Annotated in this window: 28 protein-coding genes and 1 pseudogene; 14 read left to right on the forward strand and 15 right to left on the reverse strand. The window is 56.6% G+C overall.

From position 1 onward, the window contains the following. Positions 1 to 4: 4 nt before the first annotated feature. Positions 5 to 613, reverse strand: coding sequence for a hypothetical protein (locus ACR0JE_RS15550; protein ID WP_480545002.1), 609 nt, complete (start codon positions 611 to 613; stop codon positions 5 to 7). Positions 614 to 731: 118 nt separating this feature from the next. On the opposite strand from ACR0JE_RS15550, the pseudogene ACR0JE_RS15555 reads away from it, so the two are divergent. Next, positions 732 to 815 (forward strand): annotated as a pseudogene (locus ACR0JE_RS15555) (DUF1491 family protein); the annotation flags it as partial. A 49-nt stretch (positions 816 to 864) separates the two neighbouring features. Here ACR0JE_RS15555 and ACR0JE_RS15560 read toward each other — a convergent pair. Further along, positions 865 to 1,254: a VOC family protein gene (locus tag ACR0JE_RS15560; protein WP_480864810.1), complete on the reverse strand. Its 390-nt coding sequence runs from the start codon at positions 1,252 to 1,254 to the stop codon at positions 865 to 867. A 166-nt stretch (positions 1,255 to 1,420) separates the two neighbouring features. On the opposite strand from ACR0JE_RS15560, the gene recO reads away from it, so the two are divergent. Next, positions 1,421 to 2,146 carry a DNA repair protein RecO gene (gene recO, locus ACR0JE_RS15565; protein WP_480864811.1) on the forward strand — a complete coding sequence of 242 codons (726 nt, stop codon included), beginning with the start codon at positions 1,421 to 1,423 and terminating at the stop codon, positions 2,144 to 2,146. On the opposite strand, the gene ACR0JE_RS15570 is transcribed toward recO, so the two are convergent. After that, a complete protein-coding gene (locus tag ACR0JE_RS15570) occupies positions 2,130 to 2,522 on the reverse strand; it encodes an META domain-containing protein (protein ID WP_480826575.1) in 393 nt (130 codons plus the stop codon). The genes recO and ACR0JE_RS15570 overlap by 17 nt on opposite strands. A gap of 218 nt (positions 2,523 to 2,740) precedes the next feature. Here ACR0JE_RS15570 and ACR0JE_RS15575 point away from each other — a divergent pair, with 218 nt between their 5' ends. After that, on the forward strand, positions 2,741 to 3,973 hold the full coding sequence (locus tag ACR0JE_RS15575) for a hypothetical protein (protein WP_480826576.1): 1,233 nt from the start codon (positions 2,741 to 2,743) through the stop codon (positions 3,971 to 3,973). A gap of 2 nt (positions 3,974 to 3,975) precedes the next feature. Here ACR0JE_RS15575 and ACR0JE_RS15580 read toward each other — a convergent pair whose 3' ends face one another. The 5 genes from ACR0JE_RS15580 to ACR0JE_RS15600 all read right to left on the reverse strand — a co-directional run bounded on the left by ACR0JE_RS15580 (position 3,976) and on the right by ACR0JE_RS15600 (position 9,383). Then, on the reverse strand, positions 3,976 to 4,527 hold the full coding sequence (locus ACR0JE_RS15580) for a hypothetical protein (protein ID WP_480864812.1): 552 nt from the start codon (positions 4,525 to 4,527) through the stop codon (positions 3,976 to 3,978). Between the two features lie 197 nt (positions 4,528 to 4,724). Next, complete coding sequence (locus ACR0JE_RS15585) at positions 4,725 to 6,416, reverse strand: acyl-CoA dehydrogenase family protein (protein ID WP_480864813.1); 1,692 nt, start codon at positions 6,414 to 6,416, stop codon at positions 4,725 to 4,727. Between the two features lie 144 nt (positions 6,417 to 6,560). Next, complete coding sequence (locus ACR0JE_RS15590) at positions 6,561 to 7,025, reverse strand: hypothetical protein (protein ID WP_480864814.1); 465 nt, start codon at positions 7,023 to 7,025, stop codon at positions 6,561 to 6,563. 111 nt (positions 7,026 to 7,136) lie between these two features. After that, positions 7,137 to 7,427 (reverse strand): hypothetical protein, encoded by a 291-nt coding sequence (locus ACR0JE_RS15595; RefSeq protein ID WP_170531325.1) that lies wholly within the window; start codon positions 7,425 to 7,427, stop codon positions 7,137 to 7,139. 357 nt (positions 7,428 to 7,784) lie between these two features. Then, positions 7,785 to 9,383: a phosphoenolpyruvate carboxykinase gene (locus ACR0JE_RS15600; RefSeq protein WP_480864815.1), complete on the reverse strand. Its 1,599-nt coding sequence runs from the start codon at positions 9,381 to 9,383 to the stop codon at positions 7,785 to 7,787. A 347-nt stretch (positions 9,384 to 9,730) separates the two neighbouring features. Here ACR0JE_RS15600 and ACR0JE_RS15605 point away from each other — a divergent pair, with 347 nt between their 5' ends. Genes ACR0JE_RS15605 through ACR0JE_RS15635 form a run of 7 tightly spaced genes read left to right on the forward strand, consistent with a single transcriptional unit; the run spans position 9,731 to position 15,153 of the window. Then, positions 9,731 to 10,435, forward strand: a complete 705-nt coding sequence (locus ACR0JE_RS15605; protein WP_170531319.1) for a response regulator — start codon at positions 9,731 to 9,733, stop codon at positions 10,433 to 10,435. Between the two features lie 32 nt (positions 10,436 to 10,467). Next, entirely contained in the window at positions 10,468 to 12,186 is a 1,719-nt protein-coding gene (locus ACR0JE_RS15610) for an ATP-binding protein (protein ID WP_480864816.1), read from the forward strand. A gap of 4 nt (positions 12,187 to 12,190) precedes the next feature. Then, positions 12,191 to 12,661 (forward strand): HPr kinase/phosphorylase, encoded by a 471-nt coding sequence (locus ACR0JE_RS15615; RefSeq protein ID WP_480826580.1) that lies wholly within the window; start codon positions 12,191 to 12,193, stop codon positions 12,659 to 12,661. Then, positions 12,658 to 13,539 carry an RNase adapter RapZ gene (rapZ, locus tag ACR0JE_RS15620; RefSeq protein WP_480864817.1) on the forward strand — a complete coding sequence of 294 codons (882 nt, stop codon included), beginning with the start codon at positions 12,658 to 12,660 and terminating at the stop codon, positions 13,537 to 13,539. Before ACR0JE_RS15615 ends, rapZ begins: the two co-directional genes overlap by 4 nt. Beyond that, positions 13,536 to 13,928: a PTS sugar transporter subunit IIA gene (locus ACR0JE_RS15625; RefSeq protein ID WP_170531314.1), complete on the forward strand. Its 393-nt coding sequence runs from the start codon at positions 13,536 to 13,538 to the stop codon at positions 13,926 to 13,928. Before rapZ ends, ACR0JE_RS15625 begins: the two co-directional genes overlap by 4 nt. Positions 13,929 to 13,944: 16 nt before the next feature. Continuing rightward, on the forward strand, positions 13,945 to 14,214 hold the full coding sequence (locus ACR0JE_RS15630; RefSeq protein WP_170531313.1) for an HPr family phosphocarrier protein: 270 nt from the start codon (positions 13,945 to 13,947) through the stop codon (positions 14,212 to 14,214). 39 nt (positions 14,215 to 14,253) lie between these two features. Further along, positions 14,254 to 15,153, forward strand: coding sequence for a lysophospholipid acyltransferase family protein (locus tag ACR0JE_RS15635; RefSeq protein WP_480549919.1), 900 nt, complete (start codon positions 14,254 to 14,256; stop codon positions 15,151 to 15,153). Between the two features lie 72 nt (positions 15,154 to 15,225). On the opposite strand, the gene ACR0JE_RS15640 is transcribed toward ACR0JE_RS15635, so the two are convergent. Beyond that, positions 15,226 to 16,101: a 3-hydroxybutyryl-CoA dehydrogenase gene (locus ACR0JE_RS15640; RefSeq protein WP_480545017.1), complete on the reverse strand. Its 876-nt coding sequence runs from the start codon at positions 16,099 to 16,101 to the stop codon at positions 15,226 to 15,228. Positions 16,102 to 16,264: 163 nt separating this feature from the next. On the opposite strand from ACR0JE_RS15640, the gene ACR0JE_RS15645 reads away from it, so the two are divergent. Beyond that, positions 16,265 to 17,077 carry a DUF6473 family protein gene (locus tag ACR0JE_RS15645; protein WP_480864818.1) on the forward strand — a complete coding sequence of 271 codons (813 nt, stop codon included), beginning with the start codon at positions 16,265 to 16,267 and terminating at the stop codon, positions 17,075 to 17,077. 56 nt (positions 17,078 to 17,133) lie between these two features. Here ACR0JE_RS15645 and ACR0JE_RS15650 read toward each other — a convergent pair whose 3' ends face one another. The 6 genes from ACR0JE_RS15650 to ACR0JE_RS15675 form a co-directional block, all read right to left on the reverse strand. Next, complete coding sequence (locus ACR0JE_RS15650; protein ID WP_480549917.1) at positions 17,134 to 18,063, reverse strand: electron transfer flavoprotein subunit alpha/FixB family protein; 930 nt, start codon at positions 18,061 to 18,063, stop codon at positions 17,134 to 17,136. Then, on the reverse strand, positions 18,063 to 18,821 hold the full coding sequence (locus tag ACR0JE_RS15655; protein ID WP_480549915.1) for an electron transfer flavoprotein subunit beta/FixA family protein: 759 nt from the start codon (positions 18,819 to 18,821) through the stop codon (positions 18,063 to 18,065). The genes ACR0JE_RS15650 and ACR0JE_RS15655 overlap by 1 nt, the downstream gene beginning before the upstream one ends. A gap of 201 nt (positions 18,822 to 19,022) precedes the next feature. Beyond that, positions 19,023 to 19,595, reverse strand: a complete 573-nt coding sequence (locus tag ACR0JE_RS15660) for a cob(I)yrinic acid a,c-diamide adenosyltransferase (RefSeq protein ID WP_480549913.1) — start codon at positions 19,593 to 19,595, stop codon at positions 19,023 to 19,025. Further along, a complete protein-coding gene (locus ACR0JE_RS15665) occupies positions 19,596 to 19,799 on the reverse strand; it encodes a twin transmembrane helix small protein (protein ID WP_170531301.1) in 204 nt (67 codons plus the stop codon). Positions 19,800 to 19,880: 81 nt separating this feature from the next. Further along, entirely contained in the window at positions 19,881 to 20,708 is an 828-nt protein-coding gene (locus ACR0JE_RS15670; RefSeq protein ID WP_480864819.1) for an SDR family NAD(P)-dependent oxidoreductase, read from the reverse strand. 69 nt (positions 20,709 to 20,777) lie between these two features. Further along, a complete protein-coding gene (locus ACR0JE_RS15675; protein ID WP_480864820.1) occupies positions 20,778 to 21,425 on the reverse strand; it encodes an SH3 domain-containing protein in 648 nt (215 codons plus the stop codon). A 205-nt stretch (positions 21,426 to 21,630) separates the two neighbouring features. Here ACR0JE_RS15675 and parC point away from each other — a divergent pair, with 205 nt between their 5' ends. The 3 genes from parC to ACR0JE_RS15690 all read left to right on the forward strand — a co-directional run. Continuing rightward, complete coding sequence (gene parC, locus ACR0JE_RS15680) at positions 21,631 to 23,979, forward strand: DNA topoisomerase IV subunit A (protein WP_480864821.1); 2,349 nt, start codon at positions 21,631 to 21,633, stop codon at positions 23,977 to 23,979. A 98-nt stretch (positions 23,980 to 24,077) separates the two neighbouring features. After that, positions 24,078 to 24,668, forward strand: coding sequence for a hypothetical protein (locus ACR0JE_RS15685; RefSeq protein ID WP_480502129.1), 591 nt, complete (start codon positions 24,078 to 24,080; stop codon positions 24,666 to 24,668). Positions 24,669 to 24,783: 115 nt separating this feature from the next. Then, positions 24,784 to 24,874: GTP-binding protein (locus ACR0JE_RS15690; RefSeq protein WP_215675807.1), on the forward strand; the 91-nt coding region annotated here is incomplete at its 3' end.

Raw genomic sequence — 24,874 nt, forward strand, 5'->3', positions numbered from 1 at the left:
TAGCTCAACCTCTGGAGGGATATCGACACAATTTTTCACCATGCGACGTGGATGGCACGAACCTTGCTCCGCGATAGACAATGCTGAAAATAGGTTGTGAGGGATTGTGGCGCATCGAGAATGCTCCGAGATATTCCATGTCCTTAAAGAAAACAGATTCCGGGAAACCTGATGTCACCAGAGATCCCGTTTCGTTACATTTCCAGCCGGGTTCCCGTAGCCGGGCGTCTGCTTCCTCTTGCATATCGTAGATTCGTATCGCCGGACCCGGATTCAACTCCATCATCCAAATGTCATTTACCATTACGATTGAGCCATTTTCGTGCCTGTATAAGTTTATCTTTCGTGCATAATCGGCAATCAGATGCTCTGAGGTACACAAGACAGAGCCGTCACAAACGACCACCCTGCGGTGCTTTTCCCACCCAAAGGAGAGCGGAATGGGGGCTTTTTGTGCCGCGATTGTCAGGCCATTCAATTCCGTCGTCTTCAGTTTGTAACTCGACGAAGAGAAGGCGAGAGAGACTGTAGGATGGCGAAGGATAGCGATCATCGCTACAAACAAACCGATGAATGCAATGAGCGCTAGTACAGAGTATCGGATGATTTTCATACAAACTATTAGAACGTGGAAGGAATCGATTTAAGTGAAATTGAGCACTAGAGAAGACGATGGGCTCTGAGAAGTGCAGATAATCATATATAGACGCGCAGAAACTCTGGAGTATTAACGCAGCTTTGACCCCGATCTTTGGGTGATCGAGGTCGAGGATAGGCAAGGGCGGCATCTGTTAAGGGAAGAGGGGTTGGAGTAAGAACTCTAGCGAGTTCGGTATCCACTCTTTTGCCTGAACATAAACGCGTTCAGTCTAAGTCTGCAAAATAGACAAAGCTCATCTTGTTGCCGTCCAGATCGCGGGCATATGCGCCAAAAAAGTCCGGGCCATACTGCGGGCGCGGTCCCGGGTCGCCTTCGTTGGTGCCGCCATTGGCGATCGCGATTGCATGGACTTTGCGCACTTCATCTTCGCTTTCGCACATCAGGCCGACCATGTTTCCGTTACCCGGTGTTGCAGTTTTTTGATCATGTGGCAGCGAAACCCATATTCGTCCGCCGTCGCGCAGTTGGTAGCAGACAGCGTATGGCATGTATTCAGCTACGACTTTGCCACCAATTCCGGCCATTGTTGTGTCGTAAAATTTGCGGGCTTTAGCAACGTCGTTTGAGCCGATCATTACGTAGTTAAGAGACATGGATTGAATTCCTTTCTAAGAACATTGGGCGAACATTAGCCAGTGCGGTGATAGCGCGCAATTCGATTGTTCGACCCTGTAAATCCCCTAGGCCAGTTTCTGCCTTGTGTGTTCAGCGGGCATGAGATTTTCTGCGAATAGACAAGACAACCGAACGGATACAGCCTTGGATTGGCGCGATCACGGCATACTTCTGACTTCTCGCCGACACGGCGAAACATCGGCGATTGTCGAGGTTTTCACAGAAGCCCATGGTCGCCATGCCGGGGTCGTGCGCGGTGGGACCAGCCGGAAGATTGCGCCGATCCTACAGCCGGGCGCACAGCTGGATGTGCTGTGGCGCGCGCGGTTGGAGGAGCATATCGGCACGTTTCAGGTTGAACCTCTGCGGTCCCGCGCAGCGGCGGCGTTTTCCGGGCGGTTGGCTTTGTCAGGTTTGAACGCGGTTGTGTCGCTGCTGTCCTTCTGCCTGCCAGAGCGAGAGCCGCATCCGGCGATCTACAAGCAGACCGAACAATTGATGGACCTGCTGGGACAGGACGACATTTGGCCGTTGGCCTATCTGCGGTGGGAGTTGGCGCTGCTTGAAGAACTGGGTTTTGGTCTTGACCTGTCAGCCTGCGCCGTCACCGGCGCGACCGAGAGGCTGGCCTTTGTCTCACCCAAAACGGGGCGGGCGGTCAGCACTGAGGGCGCAGGTGATTGGGCAGATCGGTTATTGCCGTTGCCGGCTTGCTTGCGGGGCGAAGGCGACGCGCCGGATGTTGAGGTTGCAACCGGCCTACAGACCACAGGTTATTTCCTAGAAAACCGCGTCGCCCCCGCGTTGGGTCATACGCCATTGCCTCAGGCACGGGCGCGGTTTGTAGATCAACTTACTCGACGGCTTTAAACACCATCTCGTGCCCGGCTTCGTTGCGTAAGATCAGCACATTCCCCGACACCTCGGATTGTGTCATCGCCATCAACGCGGCAAAATAAGTGCCTTCAAGTTCCAGCGATGCGCAAGCCGCACGCGTCGCGCTGAGGTTTTCAATCCCGAACCAGGGATATGGCGCGCTGATCGTCGCCTGATAGCTGTTGCAGGGGGCATTTCCGGCAATCTGCCCGTCTGCGGGAAACCGTAGCAGCGCGCTGGCCTCAAACGATTGGCCATCAATCTCCTGCAACTGCCATGACTGGTCTGCCGCACCATAGGCAGACAAGGTTTCATCCCGGTCACATTGCAACAACCCGATGAGCGGTAACGCAAAGGCAAGGCGGATCATATCAGTCTCCTACAACCTTGGAACGCTTTGCCTTTAGGCGTGTCGATCCGGCATCGTCAAGGAAGTTGAAGGCTTCTGGTCGTATTCAGGCCATAGTTGACCCAAGGTCACAAATCGACATAGTGGAGCCAAGCCAAACCCGGGCCCTAGTCAGCATCACAGCTAATCCCGAAGGGCAATGCCCATTAAGCTGGTAGCGCAAAAGCAGAGTTTGTTTCATGTCACAGGTCAGCGACACCGAAACCAAAAAGCGAACGCGGCCCATCGTCAAAGTCGTGATCGTCCTGGTTTATCTGGTGTTTTTGTTCCTGCTGGTTGAATTGTTGTCTTACGTCGCGGTTGTCCACCTGTTTGACAATGCGCTCGGTGGCAAGGCCGAGCGTCATCTTTACTCCTCGATCCGAGGGCATGAACTTAACCCCGACTACCAACGTCAATTCGATACTGGCGGGCAGCGCATTCATTCGGATCAGGGGTTCCGGTATGACTCCGTTGTCGATCTGCCCAAGCCGAATAGCACCTACCGCATCTTTCTGATGGGCGGCTCCACCGCCTATGCCATCGGATCACAAGGGCGCGTGTATCCAGATCATCCGACGCTTACCAATAGTGAAACGGTGTCCTACTTTCTTGAACAAACTCTCCGCGAGCAGCTGAAGGATGAAATGCCCGGTGTGAAGATCGAGGTGATCAACGCCGGTGTTGCCGCCTATCACAGCTTTCAGCATGTGCTGTATATCTACGAGACGCTCTATGAGTACGAGCCTGACCTGATTGTTTTTCTGGACGGTCACAATGATTTCTACAATGTGGGGGTTAAAAATCCGATCCAGAGCTATGGCTATTCCTCGGCTCGGATGGTGGATGCGCTCAACGACCGCGAGCCTTTCTTTGCGGCCTATGCGTTCTTGCGGGCCCCGGCCGAGTATTCCTATACGTTCAAGCTGGCGTCGAAATTCACCCAAGGTTTGTATCAGCGCTATGAGGCACCCAACTACAATCTGACCGGCGACGTGACCGCGTTGGAACGCGATTTCTCAGCCGAGCTGGCCGAGACCGCACGTCGTGGGTTTTTGCGCAATTACAAGCTGATCGAGTCTTTTGGTGCCTATCACGGGTTCTGCTACCATGTCTTCCTGCAGCCTGAGGTGGTATTCGAAAACGTCGAAAACCTGAGCGCGGCAGATCAGGAAATCGCTCAGATTACGCGCGACTGGTACGTGCCCGGACGAGAGCAGGTGATGACGCGCGCGCGCGCTGAGTTTCCGGAGCTGTTTGATCAGGCCGATATTCCCTATACCGAAATCGCTGAGATCGCAGCTCCTGAACACAAGGACAAAAGCCTGTATGTCGACTATACGCACCTGACGGCGGAAGGTTCGAAACTGGTGGCGGCCCGGATGCTGCCCGTAGTGATCGACACCATTTCAAAATGCGAGACGGGGTCCTGATCTCAGAACGCAAGTTCACCGTTTAGCAATTGTGTGCGCACCTCCATCCTTGGGCGCCAGTTGTACCGGGTATCTTTCCGAACAGGCCCCCAGAACAAGGCGCCGCTATTGCGCCATGGATCAAGGATTATGCCGTCATACATCGAATCGCCCTTGGCACTGATCAAGGCGGAATGGTGAATGATCCGGAACGGTGTCGGTGGCGATGTAGCCCAGTGTAGTTCGAGCGTTCGAAACCCTTCCTGCCGCAGTCGCCGCGTCATGGCCTGTGCCCAGTCATTGCACAGCCCGTATTCCCGAAAGCCGTTGGCGACCTTGGCGTTATGTATGATCGCCGGGTCGGTTACGTTCCATTCTCGGGCAAGGTGCTGAGAATAGGTGTACGAGATTGATGCGGCGGTTTGTGCCTCAATCGGATCAACCTCCGGCCCGAGGGATTGAATGGCTTGTGCCAGTTCGTCGATATCATCCTGATTGGCGGTTGGCTGCGGCACCGCGCAGCCGCTTAGGGTCAGGGCTGTCAACATAGCCCAGAGAACCAATATTCGTGTCATGTAGGGTGCCAGCAATTGTCCAGTTTCTTCTGGTGGCAATAAGTCGGTATCGACGGATTTCATAGGGGAAGTTTGGCCGCAGGTTTGCCAACACTACTGGTTTAGGAAATTGGACTGCGTTGGTTGCAACAACTGGCGCAAGAAAAGACCCGGTGCAAAGACCGGGTCAGTTGGGGAAACAAGGCCGCCTTATTCGATCACCCGAGCAGACGTCGTGCGATGACCTGTGCCTGAATTTCGGCAGCCCCTTCGAAGATATTTAGAATGCGCGCGTCACACAGAACGCGGCTGATCTTGTATTCCAGCGCAAAGCCGTTGCCGCCATGAATTTGCAGACCATTGTCAGCTGCAGCCCAAGCAACGCGGGCACCAAGCAGTTTGGCCATACCGGCCTCAAGGTCGCAGCGGTGGCCATGGTCCTTTTCCCAGGCCGAGAAATAGGTCAGCTGCCGCGCAATCATGATCTCGACCGCCATCATTGCCAGCTTGCCCGAGACGCGGGGAAAGTTGATCAGCGATTTACCGAATTGTTTCCGATCCTGCGCATATTGCATCGCAATATCCAATGCGCTTTGCGCTACCCCAATGGCGCGTGCGGCGGTTTGGATGCGGGCGGATTCAAACGTCTCCATCAGCTGTTTGAAGCCCTTGCCTTCTTCCCCGCCCAGAAGGTTTTCGCCTTTCACGTGGAAGCCGTCAAATCCCAGCTCGTATTCCTTCATCCCGCGATAACCCAGAACCTCGATCTCGCCACCGGTCATGCCGGGGGTGGGGAATGGGTTTTCATCTGTGCCCGGGGTTTTTTCGGCTAGGAACATGGACAGGCCACGGTGGTCGGTGCTGTCCGGGTTGGTGCGGGCCAGCAGGGTCATGACATGGGTGCGGGCCGCATGTGTGATCCAGGTTTTGTTACCGGTGATCTGGTAATCGCCGTTCTCATCCTTGACCGCACGGGTGCGCAGGCTGCCGAGGTCCGAACCGGTGTTGGGTTCTGTAAACACGGCGGTCGGCAAAATCTCGGCGCTGGCCAGCTTGGGCAGCCAATTGGCTTTTTGTTCGTCCGTGCCGCCAGCCAGGATCAATTCCGCTGCAATTTCGGACCGGGTCCCCAGTGAGCCGACGCCGATATAGCCGCGCGACAACTCTTCTGAAACCACGCACATCGATGCTTTGGACAGACCAAAGCCGCCAAATTCCTCGGGGATGGTTAGGCCGAACACGCCCATTTCGGCCAGCTCTTCGATGATCTCGATCGGGATCAGCTCGTCCTTCAGATGCCAGTCATGGGCGTTGGGTTCGACCTTTTCGACCGCATAGCGGCGGAACTGGTCGCGGATCATCTCAAGCTCTTCATCCAGCCCCGAAGCCCCGAACATGGCGGCACCGGCCTGCGCCTCCATCAATTCGACCAAACGTGTCCGCGCGGCCTGTGAGTTGGCCTGCGACATGAGGGTCTGCACCTCGGGGCATTGGAACCCGGACAACGCATCCCAACCAAGGCCAAGATCCTGAAGGCGCACAACTTCGCCCTGGTTCATGGGGATGCCACCGGCCACCTGATGCAGGTATTCACCAAAGGCGATCTGATGCAGCAGCTGTTCGATCTCACCGAACTTGCCTGCGGCTTCCAGTGCTTCGGCCCACCGCTGCATCTGTTGAAGCGATTGGTGATAGGTGGCTAGCCAGGCCAGCCCATGCGCGGCGGTTTGGTTGGCTTCGATCAACGCACCAGAGACGCGCCCATCGGATGTCACCTTGTCCCGTATTGAATCGCGCGCTTTCTCAAAGACAGCCTCAACAGCCGGTACCGCTTTGCTGGTCAGGCTAAGAAGGTCTGGCAAAGTCGCATTGGTGGTCATCTGGGATATGTCCTGTCCATCATGGGCCATGAATCGCGTCCTGTCTTGGGTGGTCTGGTCATATCATGCTGCACGTGCAGCGCAACAAAAATACTTATTACGTTGCGAAAAAGTTCAAAAGTTGCGCTTTCATTTTGCGATGCAGAAAGCTTGACGCTGTACATAGTGTTGGTTTCAGCGCCGCCCATCTGCAAAGCGAAACACAAAATAGAGACCCAGCATCAGGAAAAACAGGCCCGAGATATCGCCGATCAAATAGGCAACATATTCAACCGTCGCGCTGCCAAAGGCCATGTTGGTCAGGCCAGAGACCAGAATTGACGTGATTACGCCAACGCCCATGACGCAAATCCAACAGGGCTTTCTGTCGGCTCTTGGGAACAAATCCCAACCCATCCATTTCAGAAGGTAGAACACCGCCGGCACGGTTGTGACCGCGATGGCAATGGCCATCAGGCGGCTGGGCAGGAACAGATCCACCCCGCCCAGTATTGCAAAAACCGCAATGACCCCCGGCAACAGCGCAAAGATCGCCCGCCAACCTAACAGCCAAGCGGATAGCACGCGCACTCCGTGCGGTAGAAACAGCAGGCTTGCCCGGCTGGGATATTCTGGAAAGAACATGTTCTGTAGCGGCATCAAAACCTCAAAGGTGAGGAGTGATGCGAACACATAAGCCAAAGAGGCAAAGAAAGTTTCTGTGACCCACCTGCGCACCGAGATCAACCAATGATGCGCAAGAGGCGCAGCTTATCTGGGCGCATGAACGATGTATCGCCCTCGATTTGCATTGCCGCTTTGAGACAAATAGCCTTTTTCAACCAACGATTTCAGCGCACGAAAAAAAGTCGGACGCGAAACTCTTTGGACCAGTGTGTGTTCGATCAAGCCGAACGTCCGAACCTCTTGATCTGCTTTCGATAGCTCCTCGGCCGCGTAGTAGATGTCGCGTTCGACCGGCGAGAGATTCTCCAGCCCCAATGTACGCTCCATGCTCTGCATCAACTTGCGCAGCTCGGTCAGTTTCGAAATTTCTGTCATATTTTACCTGTCTTGCTTCGTGCCTGACACTGTCCAGTCCTGGTGGCGCGAAATCGGTTGAATTTGGGTGTTCAACAAGTTGCGCGCTGGCACGTATCCCCGTGTAAGTGGTTTACTCTGCTATTTGGGTGGCCCGATCTGCAGAGGTGAGTATGCAGGCGCGAGAAACCCTGTGGTGCTTTCTGTTTTGGTTCCGGCGCAGTTGCATCGGAGGTCTTAGTAATGGGCAGAGTGCCTATCTCAATCTGAGTGTCAAAACAATAAAATTGTTGAGAATGGTGCCGTCGCGTAACTATTGAAGGTCAAAGCGCCATATTGATGACGCAAAAAAGAAGGGGCGCAAGCGCCCCTGTCTGTTTAGCCGATTGCGACCGATTTTATGTCGTCGTCGATGAAGGGGATGTATTGCTCAAAATTCTCGGCAAACATCTGCACCAATTTCTCGGCTTGCTTGTCAAAGGCTGCCTGATCGTCCCACGTACGGCGCGGGTCCAGCAGAACTTCGGGAACGCCGGGCACTGAAACGGGTACGTCAAAGCCGAAATTGGCATCCTTGCGGAATTCGGCGTCAGCCAGAGACCCTTCGAGCGCAGCTGTCAGCAGCGCGCGGGTCGCCTTGATCGGCATCCGGCTGCCCACACCATAAGCGCCGCCAGTCCAACCTGTGTTGACCAGCCAACAGGTGGCGCCGTGCTGGGCGATCTTGTCACGCAGCAGGTTGCCATAGGCCTCGGGTCGACGCGGCATGAAGGGTGCGCCAAAGCAGGTCGAGAAGGTCGGCTGCGGCTCGGTCACGCCACGCTCGGTGCCTGCCACCTTCGAGGTGAAGCCGGACAGGAAGTGATACATCGCCTGCGCCGGTGTCAGCCGCGCGATCGGAGGCAACACGCCAAACGCATCACAGGTCAGCATGATGATGTTCTTGGGATGCCCACCGAGGGCGCTGCTGGAGGCGTTCGAGATATACTCGAGCGGGTAGGCACAGCGCATGTTCGCGGTCAGCGAGTCATCGTCGAAATCCAGTTCCTTTGTTTCGGGGTCGAAGACCATGTTTTCGATGACTGTGCCGAACTTGCTGGTTGTCGCGTAGATCTCGGGCTCGGCCTCGGCGTTCAGGTTGATCGTCTTGGCGTAGCAGCCACCTTCAAAGTTAAAGGTGCCACGATCCGACCAGCCATGTTCGTCGTCACCTATCAGCACGCGGGCAGGGTCAGCGGACAGCGTTGTCTTGCCGGTGCCCGACAGGCCGAAGAAGACCGCCGTGTCGACCGGGTTGCCCACGGCGTGGTTGGCCGAGCAATGCATCGGCATCACGCCTTTTTCCGGCAGCATGTAGTTCAACAGGGTGAAGACGGACTTTTTGTTCTCACCTGCGTACTCCGTGCCGCCGATCAGGATCAGCTTGCGGTCAAAGTTCAGCGCAATGACTGTCTCGCTGCGGCAGTTGTGCTTGGCCGGGTCCGCCTTGAAGCTGGGGCAGTTGATGATGGTGAAATCCGCCGTGAAATCATCCAGATCCTCACGATCGGGACGGCGCAGCAGGTGACGGATGAACAGGTTGTGCCAGGCCAGCTCGGTGACCATGCGCACATTGATTGAATAGGTAGGATCAGCTCCGCCTACGAGGTCCTGCACGAAATAGTCGCGGCCCCTCATATGCTCGAGCATATCTTCATAGAGAGCATCGAACCCCTCCGGGCTCATCGCGGCGTTGTTTTCCCACCAGATGCTGTCGGCGACGCTGTCGGTCTTGACGACGTGCTTGTCCTTGGGCGAGCGGCCGGTGAACTTACCGGTGGTGACCAAAAAGGCACCGCCGTTGCCCAGCGTGCCTTCGCCACGCTTCAGCGCCTCTTCGATCAGCGCCGGTTCCATGAAATTGTAATAGACATTGCCCAGGCCCTCGATCCCCTGATTTTCGAGGCGGAATTGCGGGTTAACCCGTCCAGATGTCATGCGTGTCTTCTCCTGTGGCGGCGCTGCGGCGTGTTGGGTCGGGTGCGCCTTTGGGGCAGTTTGCCGGGGAAAACCGGCCGATGAGTGGGTCTTATCATGGTCTTTTGGGGCGTGAACAGGACGGTTTGGCGCAGTTAGCGCAACCAAGTTGAGGTTTAGCGCCACCAAAGATTTCCTGTCGGAAAACTGGGCAGCATTTTGCGGGCAGCAAGGCATTTTTGCCGCATAGCTGCCGCAACAATGGCACGATTCAAGGTTACGGATTGATTCGGATCAGCAAAAACGCCAACAATACCTTACAAAAAAGCGTATTATTGCGTATGTGAGCAGGAATAGGGGTAAGCCCGATGTCAAAGATTGCACTGGTGGATGACGACAGAAACATTCTGACGTCCGTATCCATGACGCTCGAAGCCGAAGGTTTCGAGGTTGAAACCTACAATGATGGACAGGCCGCGCTGGACGCGTTCAACAAGAAACTGCCGGATATGGCCGTTCTGGATATCAAAATGCCGCGTATGGACGGGATGGACCTGTTGCAGCGTCTGCGCCAGAAGACGCAAATGCCGGTGATCTTTTTGACCTCGAAAGATGACGAGATTGATGAGGTCCTTGGCCTGCGTATGGGGGCCGATGACTATGTCAAAAAGCCATTCTCTCAGCGTCTGCTTGTGGAGCGCATTCGTGCGCTGCTGCGTCGGCAAGAAGCCACCAGCGGTGATGCAACTGTTGCCGCAACCGGCGACACCAAGGTCATGGAACGCGGAGAATTGCGGATGGATCCGTTGCGCCACGCGGTCAGTTGGAAAGGCACCGATGTCTCGTTGACAGTGACCGAATTCCTGTTGTTGCAGGCACTTGCACAGCGTCCGGGCTTTGTCAAAAGCCGGGATCAGTTAATGGATGTGGCTTATGATGATCAGGTTTATGTTGATGACCGCACCATCGACAGCCATATCAAGCGTCTGCGCAAGAAAATGCGTGCGGCAGATTCTGAGTTTTCGGCAATCGAAACGCTTTATGGTATCGGGTACAGATACAACGAAGAATAGGCGCGGCCATCTACAAGGGGTAATGGGGTCCCGTGCGCGACACCGAACAAGCCAATGAAACGCGCGACGGTGATGTCGTTCTCGGGGATGACTGGGTTATCCCCCAGGACCCCGAGTCTGCGGAGTTACGAGAAAAGCGGTCCCGCAGGAACCTGTTTTCTTTGCGCGGGTCACCTTTGGCCCGCAAGATCATCACCTTCAACCTGATTGCTCTCGTGATCTTGGTCACGGGGCTACTCTATCTGGATGACTCGCGGTCCGAGCAGGTACAGCAGACCGCACGCAACTTAATGGGCGATGCGCAGCTGGTCAGCAATGTGTTCGAAACACAGTTGCGACAGGGTGTTGTGCAATCGTCGCAGGATACAAGCCAACTTGACGTTAAGGACACGCTGGCTGGTCTCAGCCTGCCTGAAGGGGGCGAGGTTTTTGTTTACGATGCCAGCGGTACGCTGATCGGCTGGACACGGGGCGCGCCGCAAGCATCGGAGCTTCCTGTACTTTTGCGGCCGGACACCGAGATGCGGACAGGCGGCACCGTCATCAGTGACGCCTTGAATGCGGTCTGGACGGGATTGTCGCGCATTTTCAACTGGTCTTCGGGCACCGAGGCTCCGACATTGGCACAACAGGTGCAGGCTATTATTCCGCAAGCGTTGATGGGCCAGAGTCAGGTTCAGGCTGTGCAGGATGATGCCGGAGATACGGTGATCGTGGCCGCCGCTCCGATCCTGTATGAAGGCGTTCCAGCAGGTGCCGTGGCAATGTCCGGTCCTGCGGGTGAGATCGATGCGCTCGCCAGGCGTGAACAGGAACGCATCCTTCAGATGTTTGTTGTTGCGCTGCTTGTCTCGATCGGCCTTAGCCTTGTTCTGGCCTCGACTATTGCCAACCCGTTGGCAGATCTCGCCTCGGCGGCCGAGATGGGGAAGGACAGGGGCACAGGTGTCAATCCGGGGCGTATTCGCATTCCGGACCTCAGCGCCCGACCGGATGAAATTGGCCGGTTAAGCCGCGCGCTGCGGGGTATGGTGACTGCGCTGTACAATCGCATTGATGCGAATGAACAATTTGCTGCCGATGTCGCGCATGAAATCAAGAATCCGCTGGCCAGCCTGCAATCCGCCGTCGGAACCCTGCGCATGGTCAAACGCGATGATCAGCGCGAGAAGCTGCTGGGCGTGATTGAACATGACGTAAAGCGGCTGGATCGTTTGGTCAGCGACATCTCGAACGCGTCACGTCTGGATGCGGAACTGGTCAAAGAGGAAGAACAGCCTTTTGATCTGCTTAAACTGCTTGGCAATATCGGGCAGTTTTTGGGCGAGGATGCCCGTGCGCAGGGTATCGACTATATCACTGACCTGCCTGCCGATCCGATTGTCGTGAACGGGCTAGAGGCACGCTTGGCACAGGTGTTCGTCAACCTCATCACCAACGCGATTTCGTTCTGCGAGGAAAGCGACGCCATCCGCGTCTGGGTGCGCCAGCGGGACAATCGAGTGTTGGTTGTCGTCGAAGATACTGGCCCCGGGATCCCGGAACAGGCCCTGACAAAGATCTTCAAACGGTTCTACTCGCAGCGTCCAGCCGAGCATTTTGGCAACAATTCCGGCCTTGGCCTTGCGATCTCAAAGCAGATTGTCGAGGCACATGGCGGCGTGATCTGGGCTGAAAACATCCGCCCTACCGAGGCGGATGTCACCTCTGATCCGCTAGGCGCGCGATTTGTCGTCGGGCTGCCTGTCTGATCCGATGACCATCTCATCCCTGAAAGATGCAGCAGACCGGGACAGTGCCCGCGTTCATGCCAGCTGTGTTGCCGTTGCCGGCAAGGGGCTTTTGATCGTAGGGGCTTCCGGAGCAGGTAAATCCTCTCTGGCGCTGCAGATGATGACGCAGGGCGCAGTATTGGTTGCCGATGATCGCGTTGATCTTGGGATGGCACGGAATTGTATCATGGCCTCACCCGTACCAGAGATTGCCGGTTTGATCGAAGCCCGTGGGATCGGCTTGTTGAGGGCACAGAATACACTGTCTGTTGCGCTGCATTTCGTATTAGATCTGGATCAGCAAGAGACAGCGCGCCTGCCTGATCCGATCACGATCCCGCTGCTTAGGGGCACCGTGCCCTTGCTTCGGGGCGCTGCTGTGCCCAATTTGGCACAAGCCCTGTTGCAACTTCTCAGATTCGGACGCGTAGACCCGGAATGGCCGACGAAATGACATCGCAAAAGCGAACCGTTCTGGTGACAGGGCCGTCGGGCGCAGGCCGCTCTACAGCGATCCATGTGCTGGAAGACTTGGGCTTTGAGGCCATCGATAACCTGCCTATGGGGCTTCTGGCGCGTCTAATGGACGGAGCAGAGGCTGACCGACCCATGGCTCTTGGTATCGACGCGCGCAACCGGGATTTTTCGACCATCGGTTTTATCGAACTTGCCGAGAAGCTGGGCCGCATGCCCCAAGTGGATTTGACAGTTCTCTATCTGGATTGCAGCGATGATGTGTTGCTGAGGCGCTTTTCCGAAACCCGCAGGCGCCATCCGGTTGCTCAGGATGCGGGCCCCGAAACCGGCGTTCGCCGCGAAAAAGAGCTGTTAGCGCCCATTCGAGAGATCGCGGATACTCTGATCGATACCAGCGGGTTAAACGTGCACCAGTTGCGCGAAGAGGTTGAGCGCTGGTTCGCCCCCAAAGACGGTCGGCATCTGGCGGTCTCGATTGAATCTTTTTCCTACAAGCGCGGTCTGCCGCGTGGATTGGATATGGTCTTCGACTGCCGGTTTCTGGCAAACCCCTATTGGCGACCCGAATTGCGGTCGGCAGATGGTCGAAACCCGGATGTCGCGCACTATGTCCAGTCGGATATGAACTATGCGCCGTTTTTTGACCGGATCACCGATCTGCTAAATCTGCTTCTGCCGGCGTTTCGCGCCGAGGGTAAGGCGCACCTGTCGGTAGCGTTTGGCTGCACCGGGGGGCAACACAGATCGGTGGCAATGGCTGAAGCGGTTGCAAAGGCCCTTGCAGAACAGGGCCAGCAGGTGGCAATTAGACACCGCGAAATGGAACGACGCGCGTTGAATGTGAGGTCGGATTGATCGGGATTGTAATCGTAGCGCATGGTGGTTTGGCTCAGGAGTATCTGGCCGCCATGCAGCATGTGGTGGGGGCGCAACCTGGTTTGGCGGCGATCGCGATCGAAGCCGATCATGACCGCGAAGAGAAACAAGCCGAAATCTGCCGTGCAGCGAATGAGGTCGATCTGGGTGACGGCGTTGTCATCGTGACAGACTTGTTCGGAGGCAGCCCCTCAAACCTCAGCCTCAAGGCCTGTGCGCCACAGGATCGCCGAATCCTCTATGGCGCGAACCTACCCATGCTGATCAAATTGGCCAAAAGCCGCCACCTGCCGGTTGCCGACGCAGTACGTCAGGCGATGGAGGCTGGACGGAAATACATCAATGCGCAAAATGTGACATTGGACTAAGACCGGACAGATTGAAATGACCAACCGAAGCTTGAAAATCATTAACGAAAAAGGGCTTCACGCCCGTGCCTCCGCCAAACTGGTCGAGGTTGTCGAGGGATTTGATGCCAATGCTGAAGTCTCCAAGGATGGCCTTTCTGCATCCGGCGACAGCATCATGGGCCTTTTGATGTTGGCAGCCTCACGCGGAACGACTATTGACGTTCAGACCTCGGGGCCAGATGCTGAGGCATTGGCAGAAGCCTTGGAAGCGCTTGTGAATGACAAGTTCGGAGAAGGGTTCTAAACCGCCCCACCGGGACAGGAACTACGGGAAGACCAGGAATTGGCGGAAACAACGCACGAGACCAAGACAGGCCCGATCGTAAACGGGACCGAGGATCAGGGCGAGATCTACGATCGTAGAACGCTCACCTATGCGAACTCGTTCGACGATGCCTGGACCGCAACCGCTATTCGCGCCATCGAATGGTGCACCGGCAAGCTGACCATTCTGAGGATGGTCAACAAGTTCGAAAAGAAAAATGAGCTGTATCGTGGCCAACGGTTCTGGAGCGGCGCGCTCAAGACCATGGGGATTACCCTTACAACGCCCGAAGAACAGATCGCGCGTATTCCGAAAACCGGCCCTGTTGTCGTTGTTGCCAATCACCCGCATGGCATGGTGGATGGTATGATCTTTGCAGAATTGATCGGGCGCGTCCGTAGTGATTACCGCATCCTGACACGTTCGGTTCTGACCGGTCTGGATGAGGCCGCCACGTCGTTCATGATCCCGGTGCCGTTCCCACATGACCCCGAAGCGCAGGCAAAAATGCTGGAAATGCGCAGTAAGGCGATGGACCATCTCAAGGATGGTGGTGTCGTCGCGCTGTTCCCCTCTGGGGTGGTGATGTCCTCGGACGATTGGTTCGGCCCGGCGATTGAACGCGAGTGGAACGTTTTCACCGCCAAAATGATCCGCCGCTCGGGTGCGACGGTTGTTCCGATTTATTTCCCGGGTCGTAACTCACGTGCCTATCAGATTGCCAATAAACTGTCGCCGATCCTACGCCAGGGCTTGTTGCTGCATGAGATCGTCCGCTCTTGCAACAAACCGCAATCTCCGGTCATCGGAGAGCCGATCTCTGACGAGGATATGCAGCTTCTGGAACGTGATCCGCGCGGGTTCATGGCGTGGCTCAGAGATCGCACCATGTCCTTGGGCACATCAGACAGGTCCTGATCTACTCTTCATCTGGCCAGAAATATCCCGGGGGTGAGCCCGGATACCATCCGGGCGAGGGGGCTGGCCCCCTCAGCGCGTGGGCACGGGAACCTCACCGCGATAGTCATAAAAGCCACGATCCGTTTTGCGACCCAACCATCCGGCTTCAACATATTTGGTTAGCAACGGGCAGGGGCGGTATTTTGTATCCGCCAATCCGTCATGCAGCACATTCATGATCGCTAAGCAGGTATCCAGCCCAATGAAATCCGCCAGTTCCAATGGCCCCATCGGATGGTTTGCGCCAAGCTTCATGGATTGATCGATGGACTGAACGTTCCCTACGCCTTCATAAAGCGTGTACACGGCTTCATTGATCATCGGCATCAGGATGCGGTTCACGATGAAGGCTGGGAAATCTTCGGCACTCGCGGCGGTTTTGCCCAGACGGTCCACCACTGCTTTACACGCAGCATAGGTTGGCTCATCGGTCGCGATGCCTCTGATCAATTCGACCAGTTGCATCACGGGAACCGGATTCATGAAGTGAAATCCCATGAACCGCTCTGGCCGATCTGTCCGGCTGGCCAGTCGTGTGATTGAGATCGACGAGGTGTTCGACGTGAGAATCGTATGTGGCAGAAGATGCGGTTGCAGGTCTTCGAAAATCGCCTGTTTGATCGTCTCGCGCTCGGTTGCGGCCTCAATGACCAGATCAGTCTGGCCCAGTCGTGGCAGTTCCAGCGTTGTTGTGATCCGCTGCAACGCAGCCTGCATTACCTCGTCGCTGATCTTCCCGCGCGAGGCTTGACGCGCGAGATTGCCTTGGATCGTATTGATCGCCCGGTCAAGCGCCTCCTGGCTGACATCGTTCAGCAGAACATCATAATCCGCCAAGGCCAGCACATGAGCGATACCGTTGCCCATCTGACCTGCGCCAATAACTCCGACCGATTTTACATCCATGTTCTGCTGCCTTTGCCCTGCGCGTTATGGGCGACAGTATCGGCAGTTCGGGGCGGGCGGCAAGGGGCAGGTATGGCCGCAATTCGCTTCAAATGCGCATATTAGGAAAATCTCAACATCTGGGGCGTCAAGATGGCAGTTGGGTGAAAAATGGGTGAGTGAGATGAGCTATCATCAGGCAGGCTCCGGCGTGGCCGGGGGCGAACTATGTCAGTATTTTGGGTCGAAACTGTGGTTTCGCGGGCCTGCCAATGCGCTGGATGGTCCCTATGTGGCTTGTGTCGGCATGGATGAAACCTTTGGGCGATTTGTCGAGCACCCGTATCCTGCTGTTCTTCAAGACAAGTTGCGACAGACATGCGTCAACCTGGGCAGCCTGTTTTCAGGTGTTGATGCCATTCTTGGCGACGACGGTTTGCTGGAGCTGATCAATGGCAGCCAGATGTGTATTCTGCAACTGCCAGAGGTTTATGGTCAATCGAATCGATTCTATCGCGTGCACCCTCGCCGCAACGACCGCTTCCTTGCTCCTACGCCCGACCTTCTGGCATTGTATCCCGAGATTGACTTTGCCGAGATCAATTTTGTGCGCCATTTGCTGACCCGGCTTCAGGCCAATCAGGATGCCCGTTTTGAGATGGTCGCCCAGGAGCTGCAAGAAGGCTGGGTGAAGGCGATGAAAACCTTGCTGCTAAACATCGAAAATCCGGTTCTTCTGCTGCACCTCACGGTGAGTCGGGTGCAGCTTGTCGAGGATACCCTGATACAGATCAGCGATGCGATGCTGGGTCAACTCAGACAGTTTGCTGCGAAAGTGGCCAAAGCCGAGGTTGCCGTATCAGGTGCGTCTGAGATGCTTGAGGATGTGCTGTTTGGCACGTTGCAGCAGCCAATGGCCGAACACATGATCGGCCCCGCCGCGCATCGTGCCATTGCGGATGCTATCTTGCCTAACCTCAAAGATCTGAACGACTAAGGCCCGCCTGTTGGCGGGCCTTTCGACAGGCTTCAGCAAAAACCTGGTCTGTCAGATCAGCCGAGTTTCTCGGTCAGTTCCGGCACGGCCTGGAACAGGTCGGCGACCAGTCCGAAGTCGGCGACCTGGAAGATCGGCGCTTCTTCGTCCTTGTTGATCGCAACGATGACCTTCGAGTCTTTCATACCAGCAAGGTGCTGGATCGCGCCCGAGATGCCGACAGCTACATACAGATCGGGGGCAACAACCTTACCGGTCTGACCCACCTGCCAGTCGTTCGGCGCATAGCCCGAGTCCACCGCCGCGCGCGAGGCACCAACCGCCGCGCCCAGCTTGTCGGCCAGCGTTTCGATCAGTTTGAAGTCCTCTTCCGAGCCGACACCACGGCCGCCCGAAACAACAACACCAGCCGAGGTCAGTTCCGGACGGTCGCTCTCGGCCACCTTGTCCTCAACCCAGGACGACAGTCCTGCGGAGCCGGGAACCGCAACGGTTTCAACCGATGCCGAACCACCTTCGCCTGCCGCGTCAAAGGACGCGGTACGGATGGTGACAACTTTCTTGGCGTCGTTCGATTTCACGGTCTGGATCGCGTTGCCCGCATAGATCGGACGCTCGAAGGTCGAGCCGTCAACCACGCCGGACGCATCCGAGATCACCATCACGTCCAGCAGCGCAGCAACGCGCGGCATCACGTTCTTGGCGTCGGTGGTCGCAGGGGCCACGATGTGCTCATACCCATCGGCCAGCGACACGATCAGGGCTGCGGTCGATTCCGCCAGGCGGTGGCCCAGCGATGCGTCTTCGGCAACCAGAACCTTCCCGACACCGTCGATCTTGGCAGCAGCCTCGCCAGCTGCGGCAGCGGAACCGCCAGCGGCCAGAACGGTGATGTCGCCCAGCGACTTGACGGCGGCTACGGCCTTGGCGGTAGCGTCCAGCGACAGCTCGCCATTGTTGACTTCAGCCAGAAGAAGAACAGCCATTACACAGCCCCCGCTTCTTTGAGTTTCCCGACCAGCTCGTCAACCGAGCCTACGATGATGCCTGCGGCACGTGCCGGCGGCTCGTCGGTCTTGACGATTTCCAGACGCGGCGTGACGTCGACGCCGTAATCGGCGGCGGTTTTCTCGTCCAGCGGCTTTTTCTTCGCCTTCATGATGTTGGGCAGCGACGCATAGCGCGGCTCGTTCAGGCGCAGGTCAACGGTCACGATGGTCGGCATCTTGACGCTGATGGTCTGCAGACCGCCGTCAACCTCGCGGGTGATCTTGGCGCTATCGCCTTCGATGTCCAGTTCGGACGCGAAGGTGCCTTGCGACCAACCCAGCAGGGCCGACAGCATCTGCCCGGTGGCGTTCATGTCGTTGTCGATCGCCTGCTTCCCTGCGAGAACGATGCCGGGCTGCTCTTCCTCGACCACTTTGGCTAGGATCTTTGCGACGGCCAGCGGCTCGATGTCCTGATGGACATCATCAGCGGCAACAACCAGAATGGCGCGGTCTGCACCCATGGCCAGCGCGGTGCGCAGGGTTTCCTGCGCCTGCTTGACGCCGATCGAAACGGCAACCACTTCGTCAGCCTTGCCCGCTTCTTTCAGGCGGATCGCTTCTTCCACCGCGATCTCGTCGAACGGGTTCATCGACATTTTGACATTGGCGAGATCAACACCGCTACCGTCCGCTTTCACGCGGACCTTCACATTATAGTCAATCACGCGCTTGACAGGCACGAGTACCTTCATTTTGCGCTTTCTCCTCACAAAAACGGTAAGTCGCAACGCGACTCCACCAATGCTCTCGGACGACTGAATAGCGTCTCAATTCACGGTGCAACAGGGCAAAATCGTCACGTCAGGGGCTCGGGACGTCGCGTTTCGTAATTTTTGACGCCACGGCGCGAAACTTTGTTGCGGATAGAAGCAGTTGATTTGCAGGCGTGCCAGTCAGCGGTTCGCGCCCGGAATCCACAAGACGTCGTCTTTGCCGTTGTTGTTGGCGCAGCGTGCCGCCACAAAAAACCAGTCGCTGAGACGGTTGAGGTATTTGACGGCGACCTCGTTCACCGGCTCCATATTTGTCAGCTCAACGGCAAGGCGTTCGGCCCGACGGGACACGGTGCGGCAGACGTGTAGATGGGCCGCCAGACGGGATCCACCCGGCAGGATGAAACTGCGCAACGGTTCAAGGTCGGCGTTCATAGCATCAATCTCGGCCTCAAGACGGTCAATCTGGGCAGGGGCGATGCGCAGTGGCGGATAGTCTGCCTCGGCATCTTTTTCCATATCGGGGCGGCAGAAATCGGCCCCCAGATCGAACAGATCATTCTGAATGCGGGCGAGGGCCGCGTCGGTTTCACCACCGGCCTCTGTGCGTGCCACGCCCACGAAGGAGTTCAACTCATCCACTGTGCCATAAGCGGCCACCCGGCCAGAGTATTTGGCAACCCGCTCACCATTGCCGAGGGCGGTCTTCCCGTCATCTCCGGTTCGTGTGTAGATTTTGTTTAGTACAACCATTTAAGATGCCCCCTGTCCTTTGAGGTAGACGTAGAGCAGGATCAGCAATACGGCAATGAACTGAAACAGGATGCGCAGCCGCATCATCTTGTTGCTTTTCTTCGCAGCCGCCATGCCGCCTTTGCCGAAGTTGGAAATGCCGATCGCCAATACGACCACCACTGACGCCATGGCCAGAAGCAAAACGACCATCAAAAGGTCCATAAGGGTTCACCGTCTGCGTTTTTTGTTTCGTTTGGACTGATCTAGCCCCGATACCCGAAAAAGCGAACCGGTAATTTCGTCTCAGATGTCGGACAGAATGCGGTCAATCGCCCTTGTGGGTAATATCCGGCGCAGATAACCGGCGATATAGGTCGGCGTGGTGACATAGTAGCGGGCTTTGGGTCTGCGCGCTTCGACCGCATGGACCAGCTTGGCCGTGACCGCCGAAGCGGGCAGTTCAAACTTGTCGGGTCCCGAGCTCTCATACAGCCGCTTCAGCAGTGAGTTTTCATATTTCGCTCGTAGGGCCGAGTTTTCCCAATCAATGAACCGTTCGAATAACGGGATGGCCTTTTCACGCAGCTTTGACGTGATCGGGCCTGGTTCGATGAGGATCACGCGGATGTTTGTGTCCTTCAATTCAAGACGCATCGTGTCGCTGAGCCCTTCGATGGCGTATTTCGTCGCCACATATGCCCCCCGCCATGGGAATGCCACCAGCCCAAGTACAGAAGAACATTGAACAATTCTCCCATGCCCTTGTTCCCGCATGACGGGAATGACCTGCCGCGTCAGTTCGTGCCACCCAAAGAAGTTTGATTCGAAGATGTGACGCAACCCGTCTGTGGGTACATCTTCGACCGCGCCGGGCAGGCCATGGGCGCCGTTGTTGAACAAGGCGTCCAACGTGCCTCCGGTGGCCTGTAAAACCTCGGTCAACCCGGCCTTGATACTGTCTGCATCCGCATAGTCGATTCGCGGGCTTTCAAAGCCTTGGGCGCGCAACCGATCACAATCACGCTGCTGTCGGCACGAGGCAAACACCCGCCATCCTTGTGCTCGCATACCGTGTGCCGCATCAAGCCCGATACCCGAAGAACAACCTGTGATGAGAATCGATTTTTGCATGAGTGTCCCGCACCAGAATGTGCTCAATAGCTACGGTTAGCATTGGGGCAGGACAATGACTCTAAACAATCAGTTTGATGTTTTTCGGACAAGCGATGTTGAAATCCATCCGACCTGTTGCCCAGGCAACACGCGCAGGCGCAGCCAGCCGGTGCCCGGGTCGCTCAGAACTTCGACCTGCTGGCCGATCTGCGCTTTGCCGATGATCGGATAGATCGTACCGGGCCCATCGCGCATGTTCACGCGTGTGCCTGAAATCTCGCGGATGTCCTTTTCTGGCTCAGGCAAAGCAGGCACGCCTACTGTCTCGGGGTCGGCGTCTGTGGCGACCTGTTGAAGTGAGGCAACACCGTCTTCAAGCGATGCGAGCGCAAGCGAAACTGTCTGATCTTCGAACAAAGAGGGGTTCGCCTGCAGGCCAGCGGCCACTTGTGCCAGCATGGCCTTGGTTTCTTCTTCGGTCAGGGCTGGCTCAGGCTCTGCAAGCGGCTCAAGTGTTGGTGCAGGACGATTCGACGGGGTCGGTTCAAAGCTGACCTGTGTCACAAGCTCTTCCACCGGGGCTGAGGCCACGGGCTTAGATGCGGGACTGAAAGCTTCAGCCATACGTTGCGGATTGTCGGCGCGCAGGCCGCGTGGTTCAAAATCCGGACCTCCGCTCATCACGTAAAAGGTCCAGCCGAGTGCGGCAAATGTAATAAGAATAAGGCGCGTCATGGCGCATCCCCCAAAATCAATCGTTACAACAACAAAAAGGCAGCATTCATTTATTGTCGGAATGGTACCATATTTTGATGGCTGAGTCGAAAATCGGGGGAAAACACAGGCTTGCCTCCCCCTGTTGCAAAAAGCACGACTTGTCCCCAGCAAAATGGGCCATGCTTGCTTTACCCAGCCGCGCTTGCGTCGTATCACATCATCTATGAATGACACGATCGACGACCCCAATATGGAGGCCCCTGAAGGTGGGGGCGAGGTAGCCGAACCGCTGCGCCGCGCAATTGGTGAGCGCTATCTGACCTATGCGCTGTCCACCATCATGCACCGCGCCCTGCCGGATGCGCGGGACGGGTTGAAGCCGGTGCATCGGCGAATCCTTTATGCGATGCGCGAGTTGCGACTCAGTGCAAACGGAGGGTTCCGAAAGTCGGCCAAGATTTCCGGCGACGTGATGGGTAACTATCACCCCCATGGGGACGCTGCGATTTATGACGCGATGGCGCGTCTGGCGCAGGACTTCAACGTCCGCTACCCGCTGGTCGACGGACAGGGGAACTTCGGCAATATCGACGGCGACAACCCGGCGGCCTCGCGATACACCGAAGCGCGGATGACCATCGTGGCCGAGGCGCTGCTGGAAGGTCTGAACGAAGACGCGGTTGATTTTCGTGACAACTACGATGGGACGCTGACCGAACCGGTCGTACTGCCCGCGCAATTTCCGAACCTGCTGGCCAACGGTGCCAGCGGTATCGCAGTCGGCATGGCGACGAATATCCCGCCGCATAATATCTCGGAGCTGTGCGATGCCTGTCTGCATCTGATCAAGACGCCGGATGCCCGCGACGACACGTTGTTGAACTACGTGCCCGGCCCGGATTTCCCGACGGGTGGCGTCATTGTCGAGCCGCCCGAGAATATCGCGCAGGCCTATCGCACCGGGCGCGGATCTTTCCGGCTGCGCTGTAAGTTCGAGGTCGAGGATCTGGGCCGCGGCCAATGGCAGATCGTGGTCACCGAGATTCCCTATCAGGTTCAGAAGTCCAAGCTGATCGAGAAGATAGCGGAACTGATCCAGACCAAGAAAATCCCAATCCTCGCCGATGTGCGCGACGAATCCGCCGACGACATCCGTCTGATCCTCGAGCCGCGTTCCAAAAACGTGGACCCCGAGGTGCTGATGGGGATGCTCTATCGCAACTCGGACCTTGAGGTGCGGTTCAGCCTGAACATGAACGTGCTGATCGACGGGGTGACGCCCAAGGTCTGTTCGATGAAGGAAGTGTTGCGCGCCTTCCTCGATCACCGGCAAGAGGTCCTGATCCGCCGCTCGCGCCACCGCATGGCGAAGATCGACCACCGGTTGGAGGTATTGGAGGGCTTTATCGTCGCCTTCCTCAACCTCGACCGTGTGATCGACATCATTCGATACGACAACGACCCCAAGGCCGCGCTGATGCGCGAGGACTGGGGCAAAGACCATGTTCGCGCGACCGACGAATCCGACTATGTCTCACCCAAACCGGGCGAGGGCGAACTGTCCGAGGTTCAGGTCGACGCGATCCTCAACATGCGCCTACGCAGCTTGCGCCGTCTGGAAGAGATGGAACTGGTCCGTGAACGCGACGACCTGATGCTGGAACGCGCCAATCTCGAAGACCTGCTGGCCGATCCCGCCCTGCAATGGGCCAAGATCGCCGAGCAGTTGAAAGAGACTAAGAAGACCTTCGGCAAAGACTATGAAGGTGGCGCGCGCCGGACGCAGTTTGCTGAGGCCGGACAGGTCGAGGAAGTGCCGCTCGAAGCAATGATCGACCGCGAACCGATCACGGTCGTTTGCTCTCAGATGGGCTGGATTCGCGCTATGACCGGACATATCGATCTGGCACGCGAATTGAAGTTCAAGGACGGCGACGGCCCCCGGTTCATCTTTCATGCAGAGACCACCGACCGGCTGCTGGTGTTTGCTTCAAACGGGCGGTTTTACACGGTCAGTGCCGCCAACCTGCCCGGTGGGCGTGGCATGGGCGAACCGCTGCGCCTGATGGTCGACTTGCCGAACGAGGCTCAGATCATCGACATCCTGATCCACAAACCGAGGCGAAAGCTGCTGGTGGCTTCCGACGCAGGCAACGGATTCATGGTGCCCGAGGATGACGTGCTGGCCCAGACCCGAAACGGTAAACAGGTGCTCAACGTCAAGGATGACGAAACGGCGATGATCTGTAAGCCGGTCGCAGGCGACCATGTGGCGGTCGTATCTCAGAACGGTAAGTTCCTTGTCTTCCCGACCGAAGACCTGCCCGAGATGACACGCGGCAAAGGTGTGCGTCTGCAGAAATACAATATGGCGCGCGGGCGGCAGGGGACGCTGGAACTGGATGGCGGCCTGTCTGACATCACCACCTTCAACTGGGAGGAAGGCCTCAAATGGTCGATGGGTGGCGATAAGACACGGCACGAGGCGGATATGTCTCAGTGGCTGGCCAAACGCGCCAGTGTTGGGAAAAAGCCCCCCTATGGTTTCCCACGCGACTATAAATTCTCGTGATCAAAGGGCTTGCGCGGGTGAAATTCTGCTGATGCGACTTGGCATGGCCTGTGTTGGTGCGCTAAATCAAAAGAAAAACGGGCCTATCGAGACGAGACATGTTGCGCATTCTGACACTGATCACCGGATTGGCCCTGATGGGCGCCTGCACGCAGACACAGGTTTACGAAGAACCCGAGTCACTGGGTGAATTCAAGCTACGTGTAAACTACGCGTTTGCCGAAAAAGCGAAACAGGGTCCGGTTTCGCGCGATGCAACCCCAAAAGAATGGGAAGACGCGATCCAGAACGCGGTTGATATCCGTCTGGGGCGCTATCAAGGGGCGCAGGAATATGACATCGGAATCAGCCTCGAAGGCTATATGCTGGCTCCTCCCGGAGTTCCCGTTATCTATAATCCCAAAAGCACCGCGATTGTTTTGGTAAACGTTTATGACGTGAAAAAGAAAGAGTTTCTGGCCAAGGCCAAACAGTTCCAAGTGCTGGAAGATACGACTGGGGAAAGCGCCTTTGCCGGTTCAGGGCGCACCCGAACCAAAGAAGAGCAAATGAGTGGTTTGGCCCTCAAAGTTGCTGACCGCGTCGAAGAATGGCTCGCCGAAGAGCACAATGACAATGGCTGGTTCGACAAGCGACCAGACCTGATCCAACCGCTCGATTCTACCGAACTGGTGCAAAATCCGGCCTGAGCTCGGCTTTTCCCCAAGGATGTGCTTGATTTTCCCCCCTGAACCAAATATCTCGCGCGCGCAGATGTAACCACGGGACCAAGGGTCCCCCAAAATGCAAAAGGGCGCCTGAGGAATGGCAAAGGAAAAGTTTGAGCGTACAAAACCGCACGTCAACATCGGCACGATTGGCCACGTTGACCACGGCAAGACGACGCTGACCGCAG

The sequence above is a fragment of the Ruegeria sp. H3 genome (genome assembly GCF_056533095.1).

Excerpts from the sequence above, each read along its gene's own strand:
- ACR0JE_RS15550 (WP_480545002.1), bottom strand. The coding sequence starts at position 613 with ATGAAAATCATCCGATACTCTGTACTAGCGCTCATTGCATTCATCGGT.
- ACR0JE_RS15560 (WP_480864810.1), bottom strand. The coding sequence starts at position 1,254 with ATGTCTCTTAACTACGTAATGATCGGCTCAAACGACGTTGCTAAAGCC.
- ACR0JE_RS15570 (WP_480826575.1), bottom strand. The coding sequence starts at position 2,522 with ATGATCCGCCTTGCCTTTGCGTTACCGCTCATCGGGTTGTTGCAATGT.
- ACR0JE_RS15575 (WP_480826576.1), top strand. The coding sequence starts at position 2,741 with ATGTCACAGGTCAGCGACACCGAAACCAAAAAGCGAACGCGGCCCATC.
- ACR0JE_RS15580 (WP_480864812.1), bottom strand. The coding sequence starts at position 4,527 with ATGACACGAATATTGGTTCTCTGGGCTATGTTGACAGCCCTGACCCTA.
- ACR0JE_RS15585 (WP_480864813.1), bottom strand. The coding sequence starts at position 6,416 with ATGGCCCATGATGGACAGGACATATCCCAGATGACCACCAATGCGACT.
- ACR0JE_RS15590 (WP_480864814.1), bottom strand. The coding sequence starts at position 7,025 with ATGCCGCTACAGAACATGTTCTTTCCAGAATATCCCAGCCGGGCAAGC.
- ACR0JE_RS15595 (WP_170531325.1), bottom strand. The coding sequence starts at position 7,427 with ATGACAGAAATTTCGAAACTGACCGAGCTGCGCAAGTTGATGCAGAGC.
- ACR0JE_RS15600 (WP_480864815.1), bottom strand. The coding sequence starts at position 9,383 with ATGACATCTGGACGGGTTAACCCGCAATTCCGCCTCGAAAATCAGGGG.
- ACR0JE_RS15605 (WP_170531319.1), top strand. The coding sequence starts at position 9,731 with ATGTCAAAGATTGCACTGGTGGATGACGACAGAAACATTCTGACGTCC.
- ACR0JE_RS15615 (WP_480826580.1), top strand. The coding sequence starts at position 12,191 with ATGACCATCTCATCCCTGAAAGATGCAGCAGACCGGGACAGTGCCCGC.
- rapZ (WP_480864817.1), top strand. The coding sequence starts at position 12,658 with ATGACATCGCAAAAGCGAACCGTTCTGGTGACAGGGCCGTCGGGCGCA.
- ACR0JE_RS15630 (WP_170531313.1), top strand. The coding sequence starts at position 13,945 with ATGACCAACCGAAGCTTGAAAATCATTAACGAAAAAGGGCTTCACGCC.
- ACR0JE_RS15640 (WP_480545017.1), bottom strand. The coding sequence starts at position 16,101 with ATGGATGTAAAATCGGTCGGAGTTATTGGCGCAGGTCAGATGGGCAAC.
- ACR0JE_RS15645 (WP_480864818.1), top strand. The coding sequence starts at position 16,265 with ATGAGCTATCATCAGGCAGGCTCCGGCGTGGCCGGGGGCGAACTATGT.
- ACR0JE_RS15650 (WP_480549917.1), bottom strand. The coding sequence starts at position 18,063 with ATGGCTGTTCTTCTTCTGGCTGAAGTCAACAATGGCGAGCTGTCGCTG.
- ACR0JE_RS15655 (WP_480549915.1), bottom strand. The coding sequence starts at position 18,821 with ATGAAGGTACTCGTGCCTGTCAAGCGCGTGATTGACTATAATGTGAAG.
- ACR0JE_RS15660 (WP_480549913.1), bottom strand. The coding sequence starts at position 19,595 with ATGGTTGTACTAAACAAAATCTACACACGAACCGGAGATGACGGGAAG.
- ACR0JE_RS15665 (WP_170531301.1), bottom strand. The coding sequence starts at position 19,799 with ATGGACCTTTTGATGGTCGTTTTGCTTCTGGCCATGGCGTCAGTGGTG.
- ACR0JE_RS15670 (WP_480864819.1), bottom strand. The coding sequence starts at position 20,708 with ATGCAAAAATCGATTCTCATCACAGGTTGTTCTTCGGGTATCGGGCTT.
- ACR0JE_RS15675 (WP_480864820.1), bottom strand. The coding sequence starts at position 21,425 with ATGACGCGCCTTATTCTTATTACATTTGCCGCACTCGGCTGGACCTTT.
- parC (WP_480864821.1), top strand. The coding sequence starts at position 21,631 with ATGAATGACACGATCGACGACCCCAATATGGAGGCCCCTGAAGGTGGG.
- ACR0JE_RS15685 (WP_480502129.1), top strand. The coding sequence starts at position 24,078 with ATGTTGCGCATTCTGACACTGATCACCGGATTGGCCCTGATGGGCGCC.